General features: G+C 39.2%; 22 protein-coding genes, 1 tRNA gene and 2 pseudogenes. 20 read left to right on the top strand and 5 right to left on the bottom strand.

Annotated features, from left to right (window positions below; all coding sequences use genetic code 11):
• The first annotated feature begins 32 nt into the window (after positions 1–32).
• Positions 33–2,543 carry a GBS Bsp-like repeat-containing protein gene (locus C0J00_RS08290; protein WP_104968417.1) on the top strand — a complete coding sequence of 837 codons (2,511 nt, stop codon included), beginning with the start codon at positions 33–35 and terminating at the stop codon, positions 2,541–2,543.
• A gap of 139 nt (positions 2,544–2,682) precedes the next feature.
• On the opposite strand, the gene C0J00_RS08285 is transcribed toward C0J00_RS08290, so the two are convergent.
• Both C0J00_RS08285 and C0J00_RS08280 read right to left on the bottom strand, forming a co-directional pair.
• Positions 2,683–2,985 (bottom strand): hypothetical protein, encoded by a 303-nt coding sequence (locus tag C0J00_RS08285; protein ID WP_104968416.1) that lies wholly within the window; start codon positions 2,983–2,985, stop codon positions 2,683–2,685.
• Positions 2,985–3,401 carry an HIT family protein gene (locus tag C0J00_RS08280; RefSeq protein WP_104968415.1) on the bottom strand — a complete coding sequence of 139 codons (417 nt, stop codon included), beginning with the start codon at positions 3,399–3,401 and terminating at the stop codon, positions 2,985–2,987. Before C0J00_RS08280 ends, C0J00_RS08285 begins: the two co-directional genes overlap by 1 nt.
• Positions 3,402–3,471: 70 nt before the next feature.
• On the opposite strand from C0J00_RS08280, the gene C0J00_RS08275 reads away from it, so the two are divergent.
• The 14 genes and pseudogenes from C0J00_RS08275 to C0J00_RS08215 all read left to right on the top strand — a co-directional run bounded on the left by C0J00_RS08275 (position 3,472) and on the right by C0J00_RS08215 (position 14,404).
• A complete protein-coding gene (locus C0J00_RS08275) occupies positions 3,472–4,191 on the top strand; it encodes an ABC transporter ATP-binding protein (protein WP_104968414.1) in 720 nt (239 codons plus the stop codon).
• Between the two features lies 1 nt (position 4,192).
• On the top strand, positions 4,193–5,227 hold the full coding sequence (locus C0J00_RS08270) for an ABC transporter permease (RefSeq protein ID WP_104968413.1): 1,035 nt from the start codon (positions 4,193–4,195) through the stop codon (positions 5,225–5,227).
• Between the two features lie 55 nt (positions 5,228–5,282).
• Complete coding sequence (gene ccrZ / locus C0J00_RS08265) at positions 5,283–6,068, top strand: cell cycle regulator CcrZ (protein ID WP_104968870.1); 786 nt, start codon at positions 5,283–5,285, stop codon at positions 6,066–6,068.
• Positions 6,065–6,700 (top strand): tRNA (guanosine(46)-N7)-methyltransferase TrmB, encoded by a 636-nt coding sequence (gene trmB, locus C0J00_RS08260; RefSeq protein ID WP_104968412.1) that lies wholly within the window; start codon positions 6,065–6,067, stop codon positions 6,698–6,700. Before ccrZ ends, trmB begins: the two co-directional genes overlap by 4 nt.
• Positions 6,701–6,729: 29 nt before the next feature.
• A tRNA-Ser gene (locus C0J00_RS08255) sits at positions 6,730–6,816 on the top strand.
• Between the two features lie 163 nt (positions 6,817–6,979).
• A complete protein-coding gene (locus tag C0J00_RS08250; RefSeq protein WP_104968411.1) occupies positions 6,980–7,426 on the top strand; it encodes a pyridoxamine 5'-phosphate oxidase family protein in 447 nt (148 codons plus the stop codon).
• Positions 7,427–7,539: 113 nt separating this feature from the next.
• Positions 7,540–8,028: a ribosome maturation factor RimP gene (rimP, locus tag C0J00_RS08245; protein WP_407697168.1), complete on the top strand. Its 489-nt coding sequence runs from the start codon at positions 7,540–7,542 to the stop codon at positions 8,026–8,028.
• 53 nt (positions 8,029–8,081) lie between these two features.
• Positions 8,082–9,281 (top strand): transcription termination factor NusA, encoded by a 1,200-nt coding sequence (gene nusA / locus C0J00_RS08240; RefSeq protein ID WP_104968410.1) that lies wholly within the window; start codon positions 8,082–8,084, stop codon positions 9,279–9,281.
• 15 nt (positions 9,282–9,296) lie between these two features.
• Positions 9,297–9,593, top strand: coding sequence for an RNase P modulator RnpM (gene rnpM / locus C0J00_RS08235; protein ID WP_104968409.1), 297 nt, complete (start codon positions 9,297–9,299; stop codon positions 9,591–9,593).
• Positions 9,586–9,888: a YlxQ-related RNA-binding protein gene (locus C0J00_RS08230; RefSeq protein WP_104968408.1), complete on the top strand. Its 303-nt coding sequence runs from the start codon at positions 9,586–9,588 to the stop codon at positions 9,886–9,888. The genes rnpM and C0J00_RS08230 overlap by 8 nt, the downstream gene beginning before the upstream one ends.
• Before the next feature lie 18 nt (positions 9,889–9,906).
• Positions 9,907–10,300 (top strand): annotated as a pseudogene (locus tag C0J00_RS10720) (translation initiation factor IF-2 N-terminal domain-containing protein); the annotation flags it as partial.
• 506 nt (positions 10,301–10,806) lie between these two features.
• Positions 10,807–12,783: pseudogene (gene infB, locus C0J00_RS08225) on the top strand (translation initiation factor IF-2); the annotation flags it as partial.
• Between the two features lie 247 nt (positions 12,784–13,030).
• On the top strand, positions 13,031–13,375 hold the full coding sequence (gene rbfA, locus C0J00_RS08220) for a 30S ribosome-binding factor RbfA (RefSeq protein WP_104968406.1): 345 nt from the start codon (positions 13,031–13,033) through the stop codon (positions 13,373–13,375).
• A 603-nt stretch (positions 13,376–13,978) separates the two neighbouring features.
• The gene (locus C0J00_RS08215) at positions 13,979–14,404 is read left to right on the top strand and encodes a CopY/TcrY family copper transport repressor (RefSeq protein ID WP_104968405.1); all 426 of its coding nucleotides are present in this window, start codon (positions 13,979–13,981) and stop codon (positions 14,402–14,404) included.
• 72 nt (positions 14,405–14,476) lie between these two features.
• Here C0J00_RS08215 and C0J00_RS08210 read toward each other — a convergent pair whose 3' ends face one another.
• Positions 14,477–16,531 carry a surface-anchored 5'-nucleotidase gene (locus C0J00_RS08210; protein WP_104968404.1) on the bottom strand — a complete coding sequence of 685 codons (2,055 nt, stop codon included), beginning with the start codon at positions 16,529–16,531 and terminating at the stop codon, positions 14,477–14,479.
• 257 nt (positions 16,532–16,788) lie between these two features.
• Between C0J00_RS08210 and C0J00_RS08205 the strand changes: the two genes are divergently transcribed.
• Positions 16,789–17,703, top strand: coding sequence for an aldo/keto reductase (locus tag C0J00_RS08205; protein WP_104968403.1), 915 nt, complete (start codon positions 16,789–16,791; stop codon positions 17,701–17,703).
• A gap of 555 nt (positions 17,704–18,258) precedes the next feature.
• Here the strand turns inward: C0J00_RS08205 and C0J00_RS08195 are convergent.
• Positions 18,259–19,221, bottom strand: a complete 963-nt coding sequence (locus C0J00_RS08195) for an asparaginase (protein WP_104968401.1) — start codon at positions 19,219–19,221, stop codon at positions 18,259–18,261.
• 68 nt (positions 19,222–19,289) lie between these two features.
• Here C0J00_RS08195 and C0J00_RS08190 point away from each other — a divergent pair, with 68 nt between their 5' ends.
• Complete coding sequence (locus C0J00_RS08190; RefSeq protein ID WP_104968400.1) at positions 19,290–20,675, top strand: Cof-type HAD-IIB family hydrolase; 1,386 nt, start codon at positions 19,290–19,292, stop codon at positions 20,673–20,675.
• A 39-nt stretch (positions 20,676–20,714) separates the two neighbouring features.
• Here C0J00_RS08190 and C0J00_RS08185 read toward each other — a convergent pair whose 3' ends face one another.
• Positions 20,715–21,167 (bottom strand): universal stress protein, encoded by a 453-nt coding sequence (locus C0J00_RS08185; RefSeq protein WP_104968399.1) that lies wholly within the window; start codon positions 21,165–21,167, stop codon positions 20,715–20,717.
• A 175-nt stretch (positions 21,168–21,342) separates the two neighbouring features.
• Between C0J00_RS08185 and C0J00_RS08180 the strand changes: the two genes are divergently transcribed.
• The 3 genes from C0J00_RS08180 (at position 21,343) to C0J00_RS08170 (ending at position 24,043) form a co-directional block, all read left to right on the top strand.
• Positions 21,343–22,557: a pyridoxal phosphate-dependent aminotransferase gene (locus tag C0J00_RS08180; protein ID WP_104968398.1), complete on the top strand. Its 1,215-nt coding sequence runs from the start codon at positions 21,343–21,345 to the stop codon at positions 22,555–22,557.
• A 149-nt stretch (positions 22,558–22,706) separates the two neighbouring features.
• Positions 22,707–23,492 (top strand): GTP-sensing pleiotropic transcriptional regulator CodY, encoded by a 786-nt coding sequence (codY, locus tag C0J00_RS08175; protein ID WP_104968397.1) that lies wholly within the window; start codon positions 22,707–22,709, stop codon positions 23,490–23,492.
• Entirely contained in the window at positions 23,492–24,043 is a 552-nt protein-coding gene (locus C0J00_RS08170) for a cysteine hydrolase family protein (RefSeq protein WP_104968396.1), read from the top strand. The genes codY and C0J00_RS08170 overlap by 1 nt, the downstream gene beginning before the upstream one ends.
• Positions 24,044–24,124: the final 81 nt, after the last annotated feature.

Genomic DNA, 24,124 nt, shown 5'->3' with positions numbered 1-24,124 from the left:
ACTTTAATTATTATCAATTAGGAGATTAAACCATGAAAAAGAAGATGTATAAGTCTAAGAAACAATGGGTCATTGCCGGTATCACATCAGCAGGTCTGATTTTATCACCTAGTGTGTTAGCAGAAGAGAGTGCTAATCACACGACGAGTTCGTCCGTCAGTAGTTGGGTTGGGCTCAATCAGCCAGCTCAATTAGCACCAACTTCTCCTGACACAGCACCAGCTTCATCAGAGACAGACAGCCGTGTGACCAGTGAGCCGACACTTGCTAGTACTGATTTGTCAGTGAACAAGACTCAGTCAGAGTCACCAGCATCCTCAGTTCGTTCATCAGAGGCGACTCTAGTAGAAAGCTTTGCGGCTGCTTCTGAGCAATCCTCTTCCTCAGTAAGAAGTGCTAGTGCAACAGCTACTCATGTTGAAAGCGTCACTGAACCTACAGTGTCTCGAAGCACATCTTCTCCAGAAAGAGCTAGTGCTCTTACTAGTACCGCTGTCAGCTCTAGTAACGGTGACCTGCCTGGTGCAGCAGCAGGTAATGGGCATTCAGAAGAAGTCTTAGTCGCTAAAGTGGTCAATCAGAAGACCCTGACCTTGAAATATAACGGACCTATCGCCAGCAATGAAAAAATTCAATACGCCGTTTGGGGAGATGTTAATGGTCGTAATGATATCACTTGGTATACCGCAGATCAGATAGGAGCTGCCTATGTTGATTTGTCTAAACATAAAGAATATGGTCTTTATCATGTTCATACCTATAAGAATAGCTCAGGGAAAATGATTGGTTTGGAAGGTGGTCAACTAACGGTTGCTAAACCTTGGTTAACCCCTAAAATCACAGAAAGTTCTCCTAACCATTATGTGGTTCGTTTAGAGGGTGTTCCATCAAGTATCAGTGCGGTCAAAGTACCGGTATGGTCCGACAAAAATGGTCAAGATGACCTCAAGTGGTATTCTGCCAGTCAAGTTTCTTCTGGTATTTATGAAGCTCATATTGATACGGCACATCATAACAATGACTTTGGCACCTATCATGTTCATGCCTATGGGGTTAGTGCCATCACGGGTCAACAGATTGCGATTGCCTCAACACGCTTTGAACGGGTTGCCAAAGCAGTTCCGCAACAAAGCTTGGCCAAGGTCTCTATTTCTGCCAAGACAGACACGACGGCAACAGTGACAGTGACCACTGTCGAAAAAGCTATCAAAAGTATCGCCGTTGCTGCTTGGTCTAAGACAGGTGGTCAAGACGATCTCAAGTGGTACCAAGCTAACGCTGTTAATCAAACCGCGCAAGTGACGGTTAACATGCGTGATTTGTCTAACACCAGCGATGACTATACCATTCACGTTTACACCACCTATCAAGATGGTAGTCGTGTTGGGACTAATTTAGGGGATCATCGCTTTACAAGGCCAGCTGCTAGTCAAACCGTGTCAGCTCGTTTAACCTCAACGGGGATTGCCTTAAGTGTTGCCTCAACGGCCGTGAAAGACCTTAGTAAGGTTCGTGTTGCGGTCTGGTCAGATGCCAGCGGACAAGATGATATCAAATGGTATGCGACGGACACCAAGGGAGAGGCTTTAGCGCTCTATGGCAACCATAAATCCACAGGTCTTTATCATATTCATGCTTATTCCTACGAGACAGGCAAGCCAGTGTTTGTAGCTAAAACAACGGCAACTATTGCGCAATTGCCAAGTAAAACAGGCAGTGTCAGCATTTCAAGTGTTAATCACACAACGAATACCTTTCAGACAACTATTAGTCAGGTGAGTGCACGTGATGGCTTGAAATCCGTTCGTGTTGCGGTCTGGTCGGATGCTAGTGGACAGGATGACCTTGAATGGCAAGTAGCCACAAGACAGTCTAACGGCACCTACATCGCCACAACCTCCTTAGCCAAACACGGCTATACTAACGGTAAATATCATGTGCATGTTTATTATGAATTGGGAAATAGCAGCTTATCAGCCCTATCAGCTTCAACCACGACTATTAGTGGAGTGGTTGCGAAAGATTATCCAATGCCTTATTACAATCAGCGAGATTCACGTTGGTCATCAAAATATTATGGGCGTTATACAATGGGAGACACAGGGTGTGTACCGACCTCGCTCAGTATGGTTTTCTCAGCCTTAACTGGTAAAACAGTAATGCCAACAACTGTAGCAGATTGGTTATACTATAATACTAATGAATTTGATCGCCTTGTACCTGGAACTCGTGCACCAGGGATTGTTAAAGCATCAGAAGCTTGGGGATTAAAAGCTACTAATTTGTCATCTTACAATAGTATTGTATCAGCACTTAGAGAAGGTTATTACATTCTTGCAGGTGTTCAGAATAATGTTTTTGTATCAGGTGGATCCCATGAAATTGTATTAAAAGGTTATAATAATGGAATGGTCCATGTCACTGATCCTTATACAAAATCTCTATCTGGTTGGTATGCAATGTCTTATTTGTTTGATACAAAGAGTACTGACAAAGACGACACTGTGTTAGGGTTACCATTCTTTAAAATCTCTCATATATAACTCTTGGGAGTACTTAAAATAGCTCACTGTTTAAAGCATTATACATTATATAGTTGAATACTGAATCAATTATTATAGAAAAACACACATAGAATCAAGGTTTTAATATCAAGATTCTATGTGTGTTTGATTTTTAGGATTATCTTTTATCAAGTTTTTTCTGTATGTGGTTCGTGTTTTCTTTTATTATTTCCAATCTTGGCTCTAAATCTTTTTGGAAAACGCGTACTTTATGATGTGTGTCTTCACCGATTTCATTTATTTTAGCTAATTCAGTTTTAATGATGGCTAACTGCTTTTGGATATTATCTTTATCTTTGTTCATACTAGCTAAGCGAGCTTTTTCGGTGCTGTAAGTTTCGGATAGCTCATGTCGCTTTTGAAAGGTTTTATAAGCTAGGAAGGCTATGGCGCTAGCAGCTAGTGTTTTCTTAAGTCCCATTAGACTACCTCTTTCGCAATTTGTTCAGCTAATTTTCCTAGCGATTGAAAATCAGGTTCGTGAGTGGTGTATTTAATATCAATACCATCTTTTTCATCAAATCTTGGTACTAGATGGATATGAGCATGAAAGACGGTTTGACCAGCAACTTCTTCATTGTTATTGATAATATTCATTCCTTTAGCTCCAGTCGCTTTCTGAACAGCTCGAGCAACTTTAGGTAAGCGTGAGAAAACCTCTTGTGCCATAGTTTCAGTCATATCAAGAACATTTTTAACATGTTCTTTAGGGATTAATAAAGTGTGGCCATTTGTTGTTTGTGTAATATCTAGGAAGGCAAGTACCTTTTCATCTTCGTATACTTTAGATGATGGGATTGTACCAGAGATAATTTGACAGAAAATACAATTTGCCATATGTAAAACCACCTTTTTGATTGAATTTGTTATAATTAAGAATAGTATATCAAAGTTAGGAAGAATCGTCATGCTAAAAATTGATCATTTAGTTGGTGGCTACGTTAATATACCTGTTTTAAAGGACATTTCTTTTGAGGTTTCCTCAGGAGAAGTTGTTGGCTTAATTGGGCTTAACGGAGCAGGGAAATCAACGACTATCAGTGAAATCATTGGACTTTTGCAACCTTATCAGGGAAGTGTGACTTTGGATGGCTTGCAATTGTTAGAAAATCCAGAAAGTTACCGTCGCAAAATAGGTTATATCCCTGAGACGCCAATCTTATATGAAGAGTTGACCTTACAAGAACATTTGGATACAGTTGCGTTAGCTTATGGTTTAGGTGAGCAGCAGGAATTACGACAAAAGCTGTTACAACTCTTTCGTTTAGAGGACAAATTAGACTGGTATCCCATTCATTTTTCAAAAGGGATGAAGCAGAAAGTAATGATTATTGCAGCTCTCATGATTGAGCCAAGCTTATTGATTGTGGATGAGCCTTTTTTGGGATTAGATCCTTTAGCTATTAGAGATTTGACGACTATTATTGCAGAGGAAAAATCTAAAGGAACAGCTGTTTTGATGAGTACTCATGTTCTGGATTCTGCTGAAAAAATGTGTGACCGTTTTGTCATTCTCCATCATGGTGAGATTCTAGCTAACGGTAGTCTAGAAGAGTTACGAAAACAATTTAGTCTACCGACAGCTGATTTGACTGATATTTATATGCAATTGACGCAGGAGAATTAAGATGGAAAAGATTATTCAAAAGCGTCGACTAGAGTTTAATCAGCGCTGTGTTAAGTATCTACGCTATGTTTTTAATGACCATTTTGTTTTAGTTCTGATGTTTCTTTTGGGCTTTTTGGTGGTTCAATATACCAATCTGGTTAACGATTTTCCCAAAGGTTCTATGTTTCCCGTCGTTCTCTCCATTTTAGTAACACTTGCCCTAACGTTTTTAGGAAGGATAGCGACCTATCTGGTATCTGCAGACCAGGTATTTCTCTTACTTCAGGAAACATTTTTGCAAAGGAATTTAAAAAATGCTGCAAGAAAATCCTTTATCTTATGGGGGATATTTCAGCTTTTTGTCACCTTATTATTGTCTCCTATTTTTCTCTTATCCGGTTGGTCATTATGGCAGCTCATTGGCTATGTTGTAGTGCTTCTTATACTGAGAGGGATTCGCATATATCATGATTTTAAAGGATTTTACAGGGGACATTTGCTTGATTTTACAAAACTCATTCGCTATGAAAAACAGAGACAGCAAAGGATTTTGACTTTCTTTGCCTTGTTTACAACTGTAAAAGGTATTTCTAGTACGACAAAACCAAGAAAATATCTCAATCCACTGATAGGATTGTTAACAAAAACAACAACACAAAATGTTTGGTTAGAATTGTATGCGAGAGCCTATCTTAGGAATGGGGACTACTTTTGGCTAAGCCTGAGGTTACTTCTTATTAGTTTGGTTCTGGGAGTACTCTTGCCAAATTGGTGGGGGCTAGCTTTAGTAGGTCTTTTTAATTATCTCTTGCTTTTCCAACTTCTTGGACTTTACCGAGTGTATGATTATCAAATCATGGCGCGATTATATCCAGTAGAAAGCGAGCTTCAACGACAAGCTTTTAAAACCCTATTACTAAAACTTTCGCTAGGTATTGGTTTGATTCAATTAAGTTTAGTAGCGTTAGACTGGAGATTTTTGGGGATTATTCCTATTATGCTCGTTCTGAGCTTGGTTTATCTTCCGAATAAGCTGAAGATGTTTGTTGACTAAGTCTTAAAAAACAAGTAAAATAAGAGCTAAAATGGTAGGAAAAAAGGAGGGTATGGTGACAGTTATTGATAACGATTTAACATTGACACCCATGCGTGGAAAAAGTAACAAAGCCTATATGGGAACCTACCCATCTGGAGAACGTGTTTTTGTCAAAAAGAACACCACACCAATTTTAGCAGCCTTAGCTAAAGAGCAGATTGCACCACAATTACTTTGGGCTAAACGGTTGGGGAATGGTGATATGATGAGTGCACAAGAATGGCTTGATGGTCGCATTTTGCTCAAACAAGATATGATGAGCAAGCAGATTGTTCAAGTTTTATTGCGCTTGCATAAATCAAAGCATTTGGCTAATCAACTGTTACAGCTTAAGTATCAAATTGAAAACCCTTATGAACTCCTTGCAAAATTGGAGCGTGAAATGCCGCTTCAATTACGTGAGAATACTTTTATTCAGACTATCGTAAAAGGGTTGAAACAAAGTTTACCAAATTTTGATCGTGATGATGCCACTATCGTTCATGGTGATGTCAGACACAATAATTGGATTATTACAACCAGTGGTGTGATTTATCTTGTCGACTGGGATTCTGTTCGTCTAACTGACCCTATGTATGATATTGGACATCTTCTTAGTCACTATGTTCCACGTGTGGCTTGGTCAGATTGGTTGGTTTATTATGGTTACGACAATCCTAAAGCTGTGATGGATAAGGTATATTGGTATGGTCAGTTGTCCTACTTATCGCAGATTCAGCAGTATTTTGATAATCGTGATATGGAGCGTGTCAACCGTGAAATTTACGCCCTTAGAAAATTTAGAGAGTTATTCAAATGAGAGTTCGTAAGCGCAAAGGTGCTGAAGACTATTTAGAAAATCATCCCCAATACGTTATTTTAAATCCTGAAGATGCAAAAGGTAAATGGCATCTGGTTTTTGGTAATGACAATCCTATCCATATTGAAGTTGGTTCTGGAAAAGGTGCTTTCATTACGGGAATGGCCTTGCAGAATCCCAATATTAACTACATTGGTATTGATATCCAAGTTTCTGTTCTCAGTTATGCTTTAGATAAAGTGATTGAAAGTCAGGCGCCAAACGTTCGTTTGCTTCGTGTTGATGGTTCAAGCTTAACCAATTATTTTGAAGATGGTGAAGTGGCTCTTATGTATTTGAATTTCTCAGATCCATGGCCTAAGACAAGACATGAAAAACGCCGTTTGACGTACAAGACTTTCTTAGAGACCTATCAGCAAATCTTGCCAGAACACGGTGAAATTCATTTCAAGACCGATAACCGTGGCTTATTTGAATATAGCCTAGCTAGTTTTTCTCAATATGGTATGACCTTGAAGCAGGTTTGGCTAGATTTACATGCTAGTAACTATGAAAGTAATGTGATGACCGAGTACGAGCAGAAGTTCTCTGAAAAAGGTCAAGTGATTTACCGGGTTGAAGCACAATTTTAATAGTTAAGCGGAAATTTCCGCTTTTTGATGGAGAGGTCGCATAGTGGCCGAGTGCGCACGCTTGGAAAGCGTGTAGTCCTTAACGGGGCTCGGGGGTTCGAATCCCCTCCTCTCCTTTTATCGCATTGGTATATCAAGGTTTTGGGGTATTCGCCCCCATTCACCTACCAAATTCAATAAAGACTAAAGAAGCTAGGAATCTTTCATCTTTGCTTCTTTTTATTTTCGATTATGTTATAATAGTAACAAGTTAAACGGTTTCAAAAAAAGGAGGTAGCTATGAAAGTTAAAGAAATTTTGAATTTGTTGGAAACTAAAATGTCTCCATCGGTGATTGCCTCTACGGATTCGGCAGGACACCCTCATGCTCGCTTTATTCACATTGGCTTGGCAAATGAAAAGGGGATTTTTTTCATGACAAGTCCCACAACTCGATTTTATAAGCAATTACAAGGAAACCCTAATATTGCCATAACGGGCATGCATCAAGAGGATTACTTAATCCAAGTGATTCGCGTTGAAGGAAGAGTACGTGAATTAGGGGAAGAAAAGTTAGAAGAGGTTTTAGCAGGAAATCCATTTGTCGAGCAAGTTTATCCTAATCATAAGGAAAGGGAAAATGTTCGTGTTTTTCAGCTATATGAAGGTAAAGGATTTTATCAAAGTCTAACACAAGGTCATAAGTATACCTTTGATATTAATGGCGATTTAGCTAAGGAAGATTAGATACTGAGAGAACAAGCATTCTGGACTCTTTAGACTTGCAAGTTGCTAGCTATTGTGATATGATTAATTAAAATAATGAGAAAGGGGCGAGGTTATTACTTCGCCTCTTGTCTGTGCAAGGAGGGATTATTATCGCAACAATAGTTGAACAGGTAACTGAGTTGGTTACGCCTCATATCAAGGCTCCTTACGAGGTGGTTGATGTCGAGTATGGCAAAATGGGTGGCGATTATGTCCTTAGTATTCTTGTTGACAAACCTGGTGGTATCTCTGTAGATGATACGGCAGAATTAACCGATGTTATCAGTCCGCTACTAGATACCATAAAACCAGATCCCTTCCCAGAACAATATTTTTTGGAAGTGTCTAGTCCAGGTTTAGAACGTCCACTGAAAACTAAGGAAGCATTGGAAAACGCAGTCGGTTCCTATGTTAATGTTAGTCTTTATAAAGCTATCGATAAAGTCAAAGTTTTTGAGGGAGATTTACTCGCCTTTGATGGTGAAAATCTGACCATTGATTACTTGGATAAGACGCGGCATAAAACTGTTGATATTCCCTATCAAACGGTTGCCAAAGCCCGCTTAGCGGTAAAACTATAACCTAATCATTCAGAAAAGAAAGGAATTGCCTTAATTATTAAGGCGAGACAAGCATGAGTAAAGAAATGTTAGAAGCCTTCCGTATTTTGGAAGAAGAAAAGCACATTAATAAAGAAGATATCATTGATGCCGTAACGGAATCCTTGAAATCAGCCTACAAACGCCGCTATGGTCAGGCGGAAAGCTGTGTTATTGAATTCAATGAAAAGACTGCTGATTTCCAGGTATATACGGTTCGTGAAGTTGTCGATGAAGTTTTTGATAGTCGACTTGAGATTAGTTTAAAAGACGCTTTAGCCATCAGTTCAGCTTATGAATTAGGTGATAAGATTCGTTTTGAAGAGTCTGTGACTGAATTTGGTCGTGTTGCAGCGCAATCAGCTAAACAAACCATCATGGAAAAAATGCGCAAGCAAATGCGTGAAGTGACTTTCAACGAGTACAAGGAGCATGAAGGTGAAATCATGACAGGTACAGTTGAGCGCTTTGACCAACGCTTTATCTACGTTAATCTTGGATCACTTGAAGCACAATTGTCGCATCAAGACCAAATCCCAGGTGAAACCTTCAAATCACATGATCGTATTGAAGTTTATGTCTACAAGGTAGAAAACAATCCTCGAGGTGTCAATGTTTTCGTTAGTCGTAGCCATCCTGAATTCATCAAACGCATTATGGAGCAAGAAATCCCCGAAGTCTTTGATGGTACAGTGGAAATCATGAGTGTTTCTCGTGAAGCTGGGGATCGTACAAAAGTTGCAGTTCGCAGCCACAATCCTAATGTTGATGCTATCGGTACGATTGTTGGTCGTGGTGGTTCAAACATTAAGAAGGTTATCAGCAAATTCCATCCAACCCGTATTGATGCTAAAACAGGCATTGAAGTACCTGTTGAGGAAAACATTGATGTTATCCAGTGGGTTGAAGATCCAGCAGAGTTTATCTACAATGCTATTGCCCCTGCTGAAGTTGATATGGTTCTCTTCGACGAAGAAAACAGCAAACGTGCAACTGTTGTTGTACCTGATAACAAATTATCACTGGCTATTGGTCGTCGTGGTCAAAATGTTCGCTTAGCGGCTCATTTAACAGGTTACCGCATTGACATTAAGTCTGCAACTGAATACGAAGAAATGGAAGCTCAGCAAGCTTTGGCAGACGAAGCGGCAGTTGTCTCTACTGAAGAGTCAGTTGAAGTAAACCAACAAGATGTGGATGTCATGCCACTTGACGACATATCTAACGAAGAATAATAAATAGAGGTGTTTATGGCTAAAACACGTAAAATACCTTTAAGAAAGTCTCTTGTTTCTGGTGATGTAATTGATAAACGTGACTTGCTCCGAATTGTGAAAAACAAGGAGGGAGACATTTTTATTGATCCAACTGGAAAAGCGAATGGTCGCGGAGCTTATATTAAACTAGATAATCAAGAAGCCCAAGAAGCTAAGAAAAGACGGGTCTTTGATCGCAGTTTTAAAACAGCAGTTTCTGATGAATTCTATGATGAGTTGATTGCTTACGTTGACCACAAGGTAAAAAGAAGAGAGCTCGGTCTTGAATAATCAGCAACAATTAGCCAATTTAATCGGACTAGCACAGCGAGCTGGAAAAGTTATATCAGGTGAGGAATTGGTTGTTAAAGCCATTCAACATCAGGAAGCAACATTAATTTTTCTAGCCAACGATGCTGGTGATAATTTGACTAAAAAAATTACAGATAAAAGTAAATACTATCAAATAGAAGTCTCCACAGTGTTTAATACACTGGAATTAAGCATGGCAGTAGGAAAACCTAGGAAGGTTGTTACTATTGTTGATGCTGGATTTTCAAAGAAAATGAGGACTCTTATGGCATAAGGAATAGGAGGACGTCACGTGTCAAAAAAACGCTTATATGAAATTGCGAAAGAAGTCGGTGTCGCAAGTAAGGAAGTTGTCGCCAAAGCTCAGGAATTGGGCATGGCTGTTAAAAGTCACGCATCAAGTGTAGAAGGTAACGATGCTGAGCGTCTAACAGCAGCCTTCAAAGGTACTTCAACACCAAAGGCAACTAAAAAACAAGTGTCTAGTACAACTGAAGTTCAGCAAGTTACTAAACCAGTGGTAAGTGATAAACCAAAAACAACAACTGCTCCAAAAGTTGAGGAATCTCATGCAAAAGCTGAAGTAGCAGAAACAGTGGTTGCAAAACCACGTCCACAAAGTCGTAACTTCAAAGCAGAACGTGAAGCCAAAGCTAAGGCTGAAGCAGATCGTCGTAGTAAAGGTGAAAGTCGAAATAACGGAAACGGGAGTGGTCAAAAGCGTCGTGATAACCGCTCGAATGATCGCCGTCAAGATGGTCGTCATCAACAAGGTCATCCTAAAGGAGGACGTCAACAAGATAATCGTCCAAATAATGACCGACGTTACGACCAATCAAACCGTAACAATCGAGGCAATGAGAATCGATTCAATAACAGCAGCTCGCAGAATCGTCAGCGGCAATCTGGACCAAAAATCGATTTTAAAGCACGTGCTGCTGCTCTAAAAGCTGAACAAAATGCTGAGTACTCACGTCAAAGTGAATCACGTTTCCGTGAACAAGAAGAAGCGCGACGCCAGGCTCAGTTGGCCCAAGAACAGGCTCGTAAAGCTAAACAGGCTGAGATTGAAAAAGAAAAAGAACAACAAGCTCAAGATAATGCTCGTCTCGTAGCAGATGCTTCAAATAAACCTCAGGTTGCTGATATGCCAACGCAAGTTGTTTCGAGTCAATCAGACAACCGTCGCAAAAAACAGGGTCGTCCTGAAAAATCGCGTGATTTTTCAAATCATAATGAAGATGGTCCTAAGCAAAGTAAAAATAAGAAAAATTGGACGAATCAAAACCAAGTGAGAAATCAAAGAAATAGTAACTGGAATAAAAATAAACAAAATAAAAAAGGTAAAAACAATCGTAATGCTAACAGTGCTCCAAAGCCAGTAACAGAGCGTAAATTCCATGAATTACCTAAGGAATTTGAATATACTGAAGGGATGACGGTTGCTGAAATTGCAAAACGTATCAAACGTGAACCTGCAGAAATTGTTAAGAAACTCTTTATGATGGGAGTTATGGCTACCCAGAACCAATCATTAGATGGTGACACCATTGAACTCTTGATGGTTGATTATGGAATTGAAGCACGTGCTAAAGTTGAAGTAGATGATGCTGATATTGAACGTTTCTTTGCAGATGAGGATTATCTTAATCCAGATGAGTTGATTGAACGTGCACCTGTTGTTACGATCATGGGTCACGTTGATCATGGTAAAACAACCCTTCTTGATACTCTTCGTAACTCACGTGTTGCGACTGGAGAAGCCGGTGGTATCACTCAGCATATCGGTGCCTATCAAATCGAAACAAACGGTAAGAAAATCACCTTCTTAGATACACCAGGTCACGCAGCCTTTACATCAATGCGTGCACGTGGAGCATCTGTTACAGACGTTACCATTTTGATTGTAGCCGCGGATGATGGCGTTATGCCACAGACTATCGAGGCAATCAATCACTCAAAAGCTGCAGAAGTTCCAATCATTGTTGCCATTAACAAAATTGATAAACCAGGTGCTAACCCAGAACGTGTTATCGGAGAATTAGCTGAGCACGGTGTCATCTCAACAGCCTGGGGTGGCGATTCTGAGTTTGTTGAAATTTCGGCAAAATTCGGTCAAAATATCGACGAATTGCTTGATACAGTCCTCCTTGTAGCTGAAATGGAAGAATTGAAAGCCGATCCAACCGTTCGTGCCATCGGTACTGTTATTGAGGCTCGCCTTGATAAAGGTAAAGGTGCTGTTGCGACCCTTCTTGTACAACAAGGAACACTTAATGTTCAAGACCCAATCGTTGTTGGTAACACCTTTGGACGTGTTCGTGCTATGGTAAATGACCTTGGTCGCCGTGTTAAAACAGCTGAACCATCAACACCTGTTTCTATTACCGGCTTGAATGAAACACCAATGGCAGGTGATCACTTTGCTGTTTACGCTGATGAGAAAGCAGCGCGTGCAGCTGGTGAAGAACGTGCTAAACGCGCCCTTATGAAACAACGTCAAAATACGCAACGAGTTAGTCTTGAAAATCTCTTTGATACGCTTAAAGCAGGTGAAGTTAAGACTGTTAATGTTATCATCAAAGCTGATGTACAAGGTTCTGTAGAAGCCTTGGCAGCTTCACTTCTTAAAATCGAAGTAGAAGGTGTCCGTGTCAATGTCGTTCACTCAGCAGTAGGTGCTATTAATGAGTCTGATATTACCTTGGCAGAAGCATCAAATGCTGTTATCATTGGTTTCAACGTTCGTCCAACACCACAGGCACGTCAACAAGCCGATGCCGATGACGTTGAAATTCGTCTTCACAGCATTATCTATAAAGTTATCGAAGAAGTCGAAGAAGCGATGAAAGGTAAATTGGATCCAGAGTATCAAGAAAAAGTTCTTGGTGAAGCGATTATCCGCGAAACCTTTAAAGTTTCTAAAGTGGGTACTATCGGTGGATTTATGGTTATCAATGGTAAGATCACACGTGATTCAAGTGCTCGTGTCATCCGTGATGGCGTGGTTATCTTCGATGGCAAACTAGCTAGCTTGAAACATTATAAAGATGATGTTAAAGAAGTCGGAAATGCCCAAGAAGGTGGTCTCATGATTGAGAACTTCAATGATCTTAAAGTTGATGATACTATTGAAGCTTACATCATGGAAGAGATTGTTAGAAAATAAACACTGTTCGAATCTTTAACAGCTCTTACAATGAACCATTAAATAAAGGGGCGAGGTCTGTTTTAGAGGATAAAAAGTGAGTGCAGCAATCATTCAGTAGTGGTTGACTGGAGTTAAATTTCCTCAGAACTGTACAAGATAGTACACTCTCAGCCACTATCTTAGAGAAAGTTATAGCGGACTCTACATAAAGAGATTGGACTTTATCCCAGTCTCTTTTGTCTTAATGATTTGAAAGGAGAAACTTATGGCAAATCATCGTGTTGATCGTGTTGGTATGGAAATCAAACGTGAAGTCAATGAAATCTTGCGTCTTAAAGTTCGTGACCCACGTGTCCAAGATGTTACCATCACTGATGTTCAAATGTTGGGTGATTTATCAGCGGCAAAAGTTTACTACACTATCCACAGTGAACTAGCTTCTGACAATCAAAAAGCACAAATTGGTTTAGAAAAAGCCACAGGAACGATAAAACGTGAACTAGGTAAAAACCTCCACATGTATAAAATTCCTGATTTATCATTTGAAAAAGATCAATCTATCGAATATGGTAATAAAATTGATGAATTATTACGTCAGTTAGATCGTTAAGTTAGTTATACCCATTGAAAACCAAAATCTGATGTTGTCAAGTTTACCTTGATGAACTTTAGTTCTCTCTGAGGTACCTTTCCTGATCAGATTTCGATTGTCTCCGAGTATTAGTAGGAACTGAGACAAACTAGCTTATTAGATTCTTAATTCAAAAAATAATTTGTTTAAAAGGTATAGATCACATTTTTGAGAATGTCATTTATACCTTTAATTATGTGCTATTTTTGGTCTTTGTATTTGAAGAAGTAGTATTTTTTAATTACCTATTGATAGCTTAGATATCAGTGTTTGATAATACCAAAATCGGAACCTTTAGTTTAGTGAATCTATCACTGAGTCTAATATAAATAAGGTCAACAGTATTTACAAGAGAAAGCAAACTATTTTCAGATACTGAAGCCCAATAAATCTAAACTATTTTAATAAAAAGAGACAATTAATGACTAAAAATGTTTCGTTTAGCAATATACAAGATTAATCTAATCTGCACATCCCTGTTAGAGAAATGATGAGGGTATTGGCTAATCAAGTTTTTAGAACTTGACTCTTGCAATAGGATAGGATAAAATTTTATTTACAATTGTCAACAAGGAGAGTGTCATGTCACACATTTCAAATGCTGAATGGGAGGTCATGAGGGTTGCTTGGGCGTCGGAAGAGGTTACCAGTTCCTATATTATTGATGTTTTGCAACAGAATCATGATTGGTCGGATTCAACGATAAAGACCCTGATAACTCGCTTAGTCGATAAGGAATTATTGGCTAGTCGTCGTGAGGGAAGACGTTTCTGGTACAGAGCCTTGATTTCAGAAGAAATGGGGCAATGGACTTGTGTTTCAGACACATTCGCTAAAATTTGTGTCGTTAATCATAAGACATTGATTGAAAAGTTAGTGGCAGATACCCCTATGAGTTTGGCAGATATTGATGATCTTGAAAAATTATTAAATATAAAAAAATCTGGCGCAGTAGATAAGGTTGTCTGTCAGTGTCTGCCAGGGCAATGCTCTTGCCAACATCATTAATAGAAATAATCCTCCCTGACTATTCAAGGAGGATTATTTTTATTGATAGTTTAGGGTTACTTACCAAGTAGTTTAACTGTTTTTACGTTTTACAGTTAGTCCAGCTATTCCTAGGATGCTGAGACCAACTAAGATAAAGCTTGCAGAAGTAGCTTCTCCCGTCTCTGGAAGACTACTTTTCTTACTACCATAATGGTTTTCTGCTTTAAGCGCAGCTTTTTGGTTTCCTAGAGTAAGGACGATTGCTTTGTTTCGAGAGCTTGAAACGTTAACGCTTGTTATTTGTCCTGTTTGTTCTTGTCCTAGAACAAGGGCCTTAGAAGGCTGATTTGAAGGGAAAGTTGATGTATTTGTTTGTTCAGGTGTTACATGAGTATCATCATCTGGCTCAACGATATCAACTGGTACTTCAGCTAAGTAAGTTTTAACACCTTTGATGCCTGATGTGATTTTAATACCATTGGCTTCTTGCTGGCGAATATATTCGATGAAAGTTTCTGTATCAGGGCTGATAGCTCCAACTAAGGTTGCGTTTCGGAAACTTTCGAAACCATCACCACCACCAAAGAGGAAGTCGTTGATAACAAGAGTATATGTTTTACCTGGATCAATTTCTTCACCATTGTCTTTGTAGGCTTTAACAACCTTGTAAGGTGTTTCTTCACCACCTTCAGGATTGTCAGTAAAGGTGTATTTAAGACCAGCCACTTGGAGGAAATAATTTTCCTTACCATCGTACTGTTCGTTTAGAACTTTATAGATATCCTCACCAGTCATTTGGACAATTTGAAGGATATTACCAAAAGGTTGGACGGCTTGTGCAGCTCCCCAAGTTATCGTGCCATCTTCAGAAACTACTAGATCTGAACGGATACCACCGTTGTTAGTCATTGCGAAATCAACGGGAATATCTGATTCTTGGTTAGCGATTGCTAGTTGAGCGTCTGTAACAAGGTTTCCGATAGGACTTTCTTTAAACTCATTAACCTCACGGCTAATGACGTCAGAAGTTGCAGCAGTACCAATTTTAGTACTGGTTACTTGTTTCACAATGGTATTAGCCTCATCCACAATGGCTTGTATGTCTTCACTAGCAGTTTTAATGCCAGGAGCCACAGCGATAATTTCAGCATCTGGGACAGCAACAAAATCTTGTGTATCAGTATCTAGGATTCCTCGAACATCAGCATAGGCTTTACCTTGTGACAGAGCTTGAACGATACGAGTATTGCCTACGACACCATTGGTATATTGGTGGTTGTGACCTGCAAAGAGGATATCAACACTGTGATCTGGATAAATTTCAGTTACACGTTTCATAATGTCAGCTGCTTCACCTTCAACGACATCACCATTATTGACTGCAGGGACGTGAGCAAGGACAACAATAGCTTTGACACCTTTTTTCTGTAGTTCCAAAGCGTAAGCCGCAATAGTTTCAGCTTCGTCTAGGAATTCATATCGTTCATAATGTTGGCGTAAAACTAGATTTGGAATTTCTTTAGTAACAATCCCAATGAATCCTACTTTAACAACCTTATCGTTGATGGTAACATCTTGAATAGCATAAGGTTGCCAGTTGTTTGGAATTTCGCCTGTTACTTTATCAACAACGTTAGCGACAACAATTTCTTGTGTAGCTGGGACGTGTTGGTAATCATAAACGATCTTATTGAAACCAGCATCAGCAGCTGGAGCCTCACCTTTAATAATACGATTGTATTCATCTAATCCTTCGTCAAATTCGTGGTTACCAATAGTTCCATAGTTAAAGCCCATTTGATTGAAAACTTTAGCCGTTGGTTCATCTTGAAGTAAACCAGAGTTAGCAGGACTAGCGCCTACCATATCACCTGCTTGAACACGAAGTGAGGTAGAATCTGGATTTTCTGCAGTAAATTCTTTTTCAGCATCATCCATGTAAGCATCTAACTGTGCAGCGGTACCGGCATTGGAAACTTTACCATCCGGCATATAAGCTGAGCCAGTAGTGTCTAGTGCTCCATGGAAATCATTAACTCCTAAGATTTGGATAGCTTCTTGGTCGGCATAAACACTGGTAGCCATCAGCCCAAAACCAGCAACAACAGCTAACATACTACTTTTTAAAGCAACTTTCTTATTCATCGTAACTCCTTGATTCATTAGTGAAGATAGTAAACAGTATCCATAGTTAGTTTACTATGGCAATCAGGAAAATTCAAGATATTTTTGAATGAAAAGCGAATTATTTTTCGTTGGACTTTGAAAAAAGGACGGTTTTGAAACGTTTTCTCAGTATGTTTTATAGGCTATTGAATATTGTATTTTGTTTTTATACTGAAAATTCTTTTAAAAAATGCTATACTTTTTTAAAACAAAATTAGTCTTTTAAAGGAGTAGCTATGTTACAAGATATTGGACAAACTGGTGTCAAAGGCTCACGTATCGCTTTAGGTGCGATGCGTATGAATGCTTTAGATGTCAAAGAAGCAGAAAAAGTTATTGCAACCTCAGTTGACAATGGGATTAATTTCTTTGATCATGCGGACATTTATGGTGGAGGGGAGTCTGAAATCCGTTTTCGTGATGCCTTGAAAAACCTTGATGTGAACCGTGAAGACCTCATTTTACAATCAAAATGTGGCATTCGCAAAGGATTCTTTGATTTTTCAAAAGAGCATATTTTAGCCTCGGTTGATGGTATTTTAGAGCGCTTAGGAACGGATTACCTTGATTTCTTAGTTCTTCATCGTCCAGATACCTTGTGGGAACCAGAAGAAGTAGCGGAAGCATTTAATCACTTGACATCAACTGGTAAGGTTCGTCATTTTGGTGTCAGCAACCAAAATCGTAGTCAAATGGAATTTTTGCAGTCTTATTTAGATAAGCCATTAGCGGTTAACCAATTGCAACTATCACCAGTTCACGCGCCGATGATTTCTTCTGGCTTAGAAGTTAATATGACAACATCGGGAGCAAATGACCGTGATGGTGGCATTATTGACTATTGCCGACTTAACAAGGTAACAATTCAGGCTTGGTCACCATTCCAAATTGATCTCTCAAAAGGACTTTTCTCTGGTAATCCTGACTATAAAGAATTGAACGCTACCATTTCAACTCTTGCTGAAAAATATGGCGTATCCGATGAAGCTATTATTGTTGCTTGGATTCTTCGACATCCAGCTAACATTCAAACGATTGTTGGTTCCATGAATCCTGAGCGTATCACGCGTATAGCAGATGCAGAAAAAGTAGACCTCACACGTCCAGAATGGTATGAAATTTATATCAAAGCGGGGCATATTTTGCCTTAAGGAGCTGCTTTATGTCTGAATCCGACAATGTGTTTTTCTTCAAGCATAAAAGATTTTGGTTACATTGTGGTTTAAATCTCTTGATATTTAGCACGGTGAATTTATTTTTAGACGGCTTATTTGTTTTTTGGGATGGAAAAGATGTCTTGTCTTCAGAGTCTATTACAATGGCACCAGCCATAGGTTTATCATTTGGTTTAGAGATATTTCAACTACATTTGCGATTCTGGGTTAAGTGTTTCACTTGTCTAGGTTTCATCATTAGCTCAACCTTATTGATATCAGTGTTTTCCTTTGTCGTTCCAACATTTTATCTTAGTAAGTTTCTTTGGCTAAGTCTCGTTGGTGTAGGAAGTCTCATATCCTTGTTTTATTATAGTCGTCTTCTTAAATAATTTAGTTTGTTAAGAATGATTTTGGTAAGAACCTTCTGACACATAAAAACGCATCATCTTGAGTTATTCAAAAAACTTGAGATGGTGCGTTTTTTTATAAAAGATGACTGATTTTTTTCGAATAGCGTTTTTGCTTAGTTTCTCTATTAGATTGGACAAACTATCCTTCAATATAATCTTTCAATGCTTCCTCTTTTAATCCGGCATTGATGGCGATGAGTAGTTTCAGACGAGCCTTTTGGCTGTTGAGTTCTTTCACAAACATGACGCCATTAGTAGCCAAGTCAACGCCTCCTCCTTGGTAAGCATAGACTGGCTCTGCTATACCATTGAAGCATCTTGAGACGAGAACTACAGGTAAGCCTTCTTTAGCTAATAGAGTCAGTGATTTGGCTGCTTCTGGTGGCAAGTTACCAGCACCAAGCGCTTCAATAACGACACCATCAATATGACTAGCTCTCAGCAAACTGAGAATCCCATCTCCCATACCAGCATAGGCCTTGATAATAGGGATTGTTCCATTGATGGATTCGAGGTCAAAACGAACACGCGGCTCAGCCGTTTGGAAAAAGAGGATTTCACTTTTCATAATGATGCCCAAAGGACCGTGGGTTGGTGTTTGGAAGGTAGAAACGTTAGTCGTATGGGTTTTAGTGACATATTTAGCTGCATGTATTTCATCATTCATCACAACCAGTACACCCTTGCCGATAGCTTTCTGATTACCAGCCACTCGAAGTGCGGAAAGGTAGTTGTAAATACCGTCACTTCCTAGTTCGTTGGATGATCGCATCGCCCCAGTGATGACGATTGGGATATTAGGTAGGTTCATCGTATCGAGAAAATAGGCTGTTTCTTCTAGTGTATCAGTACCATGGGTGATAACAACCCCATCAAACTGATTACCAATCGCTCTAATCTTATGATAGAGTTCGAACATATGTTGTTCAGTGATGTGAGGGCTTGGGACATTAAAAATATCAATGCTTGTGATGGTGTAATCATCCAGTTCAACGGCGACATGGTTCATAGGATTGTCGGTAGATGAGTTGACATTTCCCATTTCGTCAGCCGTCATGGAAATAGTACCTCCTGTATGGAGAACGAGTATGTTTTTAGTCATTAAAAAAACTTCTTTCAAAATTATGTTATAATTTATTCTAACATAATTCAGAAAATGGGAGACTTAAGTTGGCAATCAAGGCAGTTTTTTTTGATATTGATGGCACCCTCTTAAATGATAATAAGCGTGTTGAGAAAGCGACTGTATTAGCTATTAAAAATTTAAAAGAACAAGGGATTCTTGTCGGTGTGGCAACTGGGCGGGGACCTGGTTTTGTGCAACCTTTTATGGACAATCTTGGTCTTGATTTTGCGGTGACTTACAACGGTCAGTATATCTTTACCAGAGACAAAATTCTTTATCAAAATCAGCTCCCCAAGTCACTCATTTATCGTGTGATTCGTTATGCAGGGGATAAAAAACGTGAGATTTCGTTAGGCACAGCTTCTGGTTTAGTCGGTTCAGGGCTAATTGAAATGGGAACTAGCACTTTTGGACAAATTGTCAGCCGACTGGTTCCCAAAAAATTAACCAAAACAGTTGAAAATAGTTTTAAGAAAATTATTCGTCGGATAAAACCTCAAAATATGGACTATCTAAAAACCATCATGCGAGAACCAGTCTTTCAGATTGTTTTAGTCGCAACAGAAGGGGAAGGTCAAAAACTGCGTGATAAGTTTCCGCAGATTACGATTACACGATCTAGCCCATATTCCATCGATTTGATTTCTCATGGTCAATCTAAAATTAAAGGTATTGAGAGGGTGGGAGATATCTTTGATTTTGACCTTGATGAGGTTATGGCATTCGGTGATTCAGAAAATGACATGGAGATGCTGACAGGGGTTGGTATCGGTGTTGCGATGGGGAATGGTCAGGACGAGCTCAAATCCATTGCGGATTATACGACAGATAGTAACAATCGTGATGGTATTTCAAAAGCGCTAGCCCATCATGGCTTAATCCATTTGGATCCTGAGGAAGGCTTTAAGAGCCGTGATGATAACTTCAATAAGGCCAAGGATTTCCATCTGCTTATGGACGGATCGGTTAATCACACGCCTCGTCTTTATAGTATTACCGAGGGAGGCAATCGTGCAAACTTCAAGGTAGAAGAGATTGTTGAATTCCTCTATGCAGCTAGTCAGGGAGATCATCATGATTTTACCCAGTCGATTTTGAATCTGCATGCAGCAGTGGATAAGGCAGCGCAAAAAGTGCAAAGTAAACCGCATCCAGAAACACCTTTAGTGGGTGAAGTGGATGCTTTGACTGATATTCTTTATTTTACTTATGGTTCATTTGTCTTAATGGGGGTTGATCCTAAACCTTTCTTTGATATTGTCCATGAAGCCAATATGGGGAAAATATTCCCCGACGGTAAAGCTCATTTTGATCCTCAAACTCATAAAATTTTAAAACCTGATCATTGGGAAGACAAGTTTGCGCCAGAGCGAGCTATTAAAAAAGAATTGGATCGTCAAATTCAAAAATCCCTACAACGAACACAATAAAACCTTCTAGTCATTAGACTAGAAGGTCTTTTGATCTTATTACAAAACTTTATCCTTATCGCGAACAACTAAGATATCCACTTTGGCGTTACGAAGAATGTATTCAGATGATGAGCCAACTAGTAAGCGCTCAAAGGCATTAAGACCTGTGGCACCAAGCATGATTAAATCAGCTCCTTCTTTATCAGGAATATCAATGGCAAGAAGGGATTTAGGATTGCCAAACTCTACAATCTGACGGACGTCCTGGACACCTGCCGCTCGAGCTCTGTTTTCTAAATCTGTTAGAGATTCATGGGCTTCACGCTCTAATTTCTCATAAACAGTTGCGTCAAATGTAGCGACACTTTGAAGAGCTCTTGTATCAATAACATGGGTCAGCAAGAGTCCAGCCTCATTTCGTTTGGCAACATTAACAGCTTTTTCAAAGGCGAGTTCAGACTCTTTAGAGCCGTCGATGGCAACTAGTATTTTTTCATATTGATGAGACATAACAGTGACCTCCTAATTTCTATACCTTTATTATAACTCATTTATCTCGAAAATGAAAGCGTTTTATGCATGTTTTCTGAAAAATCTATCTTGGCAAAAAATTTAATACAGATAAATGAAAAATCGTGTTATTTTCTAAAAATTGCGATATAATAGCAAAACGTGAGGTAACAAAATGAAGACTTTTGAAAAATCATCTAAATTAGAACATGTTGCTTATGATATTCGTGGACCTGTTCTTGATGAGGCTAATCGTATGAGAGCTAATGGGGAAAGGATTCTCCGATTGAATACAGGCAATCCTGCAGAATTTGGCTTTACAGCACCTGATGAAGTGATTAGAGATTTGATTATAAATGCGCGCGATAGCGAGGGTTATTCTGATAGTAAAGGGATTTTCCCGGCCCGTAAAGCGATTATGCAGTATTGTCAAACTAAGCAGTTTCCAAATGTCGATATTGATGATATCTATATTGGAAATGGTGTTTCAGAAATGATTACCATGTCCATGCAAGGTTTGCTTGATAACGGTGATGAGGTTTTGGTACCTATGCCCGATTATCCACTGTGGACGGCATCAGTTAGTCTAGCTGGCGGAAATGCAGTGCATTATATTTGTGATGAAGCAGCGTACTGGTATCCTGATCTGGAAGATATGGAAGCTAAAGTCACTAAAAAGACCAAGGCAATTGTTATTATTAATCCTAATAATCCTACAGGTGCCTTATACCCTAAAGATGTTTTAGAAGGAATCGTTGCCATTGCACGCCGCCACAATTTGATTATCTTCTCAGATGAAATATATGATCGAATGGTTTTTGACGAGGCTAAGCATATTCCGATTGCTACTTTGGCACCGGACTTGTTTGTGGTTACCATGAATGGTTTATCAAAATCACATCGTATTTGTGGTTTTCGTGTTGGATGGATGGTTCTTTCAGGTCAAAAAGATCATGTTCAAGGTTATATTGAAGGTTTAAATATGCTTTCCAATATGCGCCTTTGCTCAAATGTCTTAGCCCAGCAGGTTGTTCAAACATCACTGGGTGGCTACCAATCCGTGGATGAGTTATTAATGCCAGGTGGACGCTTGTATGAGCAAAGAGAATTTGTCACCAAAGCCATTAATGACATTCCAGGTCTGTCTGCTGTTAAACCTCAGGCTGGACTTTATCTGTTTCCTAAAATTGACCAGAGCATGTACAATGTTCCAGATGATGAACAGTTTGTTTTGGAATTCTTGAAGCAAGAAAAAATCATGCTTGTTCATGGTCGCGGCTTTAACTGGAAGGACCCAGATCATTTTCGTATTGTTTACCTACCAAGAGTTGAAGAATTAGCAGAAATCCAGACTAAAATGGAGCGCTTTCTGAGACAATACCGTCGTTGACGTTAACAAAATGGTAATTAGATGACGGTAAAATAATAATTGTGTATTTTTGTCACTATTGTAAGTAATTTTCAGATAATTACTTGCCTTTTTGGTTTGCAATTGTTATAATAGCACGTAATATATTTTTCAAATTAGAAAGGGTTATCATGCCTAATTTATTGTCACAAACTCGTAAAATCACTTCTATTCTTCAACGCTCCGTTGATAGTCTTGAAGGTGATTTACCATACAACCTGATGGCAACTCAACTTGGAGACATCATTGACTGTAATGTATGTATTATCAATGGTGGTGGTGCTATCCTTGGTTTTGCTCTAAAATATAAAACCAACAATGACCGTGTTGAAGCCATGTTCGAAGAGAAAAAATTGATTGATGAGTACGTTAAAGCGGCTAGCCGTGTTTATGACACGGAGGCTAACTTACCGGTTACCCACGATCTTAGTATCTTTCCAGTAGAACTCCAAGAAGATTTTCCAGATGGTTTAACAACTTTGGCCCCAATTTATGGTGGCGGTATGCGTCTAGGAACGCTTATCATCTGGCGCAATGACCAAGATTTCAAAGATGAAGATTTGATTCTTGCCGAAATTGCCTCAACAGTAGTAGGTATCCAATTATTGAACCTTCAAACAGAGAATCTTGAAGAAACAATCCGTAAGCAAACAGCTGTTAATATGGCAATTAACACTCTATCTTATTCAGAAATGAAAGCAGTAGCAGCCATCCTTAGTGAACTTGATGGTACAGAAGGCCGTCTGACAGCCTCTGTTATTGCGGACCGTATCGGTATTACACGCTCTGTTATCGTTAATGCCCTTCGTAAACTTGAGAGTGCTGGAATTATTGAAAGTCGCTCACTTGGTATGAAAGGGACTTATCTCAAGGTTATTAACGAAGGTATCTTTGATAAAATTAAGGACTACAATTAATGACAAAAGCACTGATTTCAATCGACTATACGGTTGATTTTGTAGCAGACAAAGGTAAACTAACTGCTGGGAAACCAGCTCAGGAGATTGAAGCTTCACTTCTTGCTTTGACTCAAAAAGCTTATGCTGATGGTGACTATATCTTTTTTGCGATTGATCGTCACGATGAGGGCGATGACTTTCATCCTGAGACTAAGCTGTTTCCTCCTCATAATATCGAGGGGACTTCTGGTAGAGACTTGTTCGGAGCTTTGGCACCTTTTTATGATTCTATTAAAGGTGATAGCAAGGTTTTCTGGATGGACAAGCGTCACTATTCAGCCTTTGCTGGGACAGATTTGGATATTCGTTTGCGTGAACGTCGCGTTGATACAGTGGTACTAACAGGGGTTTTGACAGATATTTGTGTACTACACACGGCAGTGGATGCTTATAACCTCGGTTATCAGATTGAAGTATCCAAGTCAGCAGTAGCTAGTCTGACAGTAGAAAGAAATCAATGGGCTCTGGAACACTTTGAACATGTTTTAGGGGCTAAGATTATCGATTAAGGTGATCACCTTGTCTTTTCTAGACAGGGTGATTTTCTTGATTTTAGGAGATAGGACTATCTCCTTTTTTGTGGTATAATT

This window comes from Streptococcus pluranimalium, from assembly GCF_002953735.1.
GTDB lineage: Bacteria > Bacillota > Bacilli > Lactobacillales > Streptococcaceae > Streptococcus > Streptococcus pluranimalium.
The sequence above is the reverse complement of the archived record's forward strand: the minus strand, read 5'-3'. Positions and strand labels throughout refer to the sequence as shown.

Excerpts from the sequence above, each read along its gene's own strand:
- C0J00_RS08290 (WP_104968417.1), top strand. The coding sequence starts at position 33 with ATGAAAAAGAAGATGTATAAGTCTAAGAAACAATGGGTCATTGCCGGT.
- C0J00_RS08285 (WP_104968416.1), bottom strand. The coding sequence starts at position 2,985 with ATGGGACTTAAGAAAACACTAGCTGCTAGCGCCATAGCCTTCCTAGCT.
- C0J00_RS08280 (WP_104968415.1), bottom strand. The coding sequence starts at position 3,401 with ATGGCAAATTGTATTTTCTGTCAAATTATCTCTGGTACAATCCCATCA.
- C0J00_RS08275 (WP_104968414.1), top strand. The coding sequence starts at position 3,472 with ATGCTAAAAATTGATCATTTAGTTGGTGGCTACGTTAATATACCTGTT.
- C0J00_RS08270 (WP_104968413.1), top strand. The coding sequence starts at position 4,193 with ATGGAAAAGATTATTCAAAAGCGTCGACTAGAGTTTAATCAGCGCTGT.
- trmB (WP_104968412.1), top strand. The coding sequence starts at position 6,065 with ATGAGAGTTCGTAAGCGCAAAGGTGCTGAAGACTATTTAGAAAATCAT.
- C0J00_RS08250 (WP_104968411.1), top strand. The coding sequence starts at position 6,980 with ATGAAAGTTAAAGAAATTTTGAATTTGTTGGAAACTAAAATGTCTCCA.
- nusA (WP_104968410.1), top strand. The coding sequence starts at position 8,082 with ATGAGTAAAGAAATGTTAGAAGCCTTCCGTATTTTGGAAGAAGAAAAG.
- rnpM (WP_104968409.1), top strand. The coding sequence starts at position 9,297 with ATGGCTAAAACACGTAAAATACCTTTAAGAAAGTCTCTTGTTTCTGGT.
- rbfA (WP_104968406.1), top strand. The coding sequence starts at position 13,031 with ATGGCAAATCATCGTGTTGATCGTGTTGGTATGGAAATCAAACGTGAA.
- C0J00_RS08215 (WP_104968405.1), top strand. The coding sequence starts at position 13,979 with ATGTCACACATTTCAAATGCTGAATGGGAGGTCATGAGGGTTGCTTGG.
- C0J00_RS08210 (WP_104968404.1), bottom strand. The coding sequence starts at position 16,531 with ATGAATAAGAAAGTTGCTTTAAAAAGTAGTATGTTAGCTGTTGTTGCT.
- C0J00_RS08205 (WP_104968403.1), top strand. The coding sequence starts at position 16,789 with ATGTTACAAGATATTGGACAAACTGGTGTCAAAGGCTCACGTATCGCT.
- C0J00_RS08195 (WP_104968401.1), bottom strand. The coding sequence starts at position 19,221 with ATGACTAAAAACATACTCGTTCTCCATACAGGAGGTACTATTTCCATG.
- C0J00_RS08185 (WP_104968399.1), bottom strand. The coding sequence starts at position 21,167 with ATGTCTCATCAATATGAAAAAATACTAGTTGCCATCGACGGCTCTAAA.
- C0J00_RS08180 (WP_104968398.1), top strand. The coding sequence starts at position 21,343 with ATGAAGACTTTTGAAAAATCATCTAAATTAGAACATGTTGCTTATGAT.
- codY (WP_104968397.1), top strand. The coding sequence starts at position 22,707 with ATGCCTAATTTATTGTCACAAACTCGTAAAATCACTTCTATTCTTCAA.
- C0J00_RS08170 (WP_104968396.1), top strand. The coding sequence starts at position 23,492 with ATGACAAAAGCACTGATTTCAATCGACTATACGGTTGATTTTGTAGCA.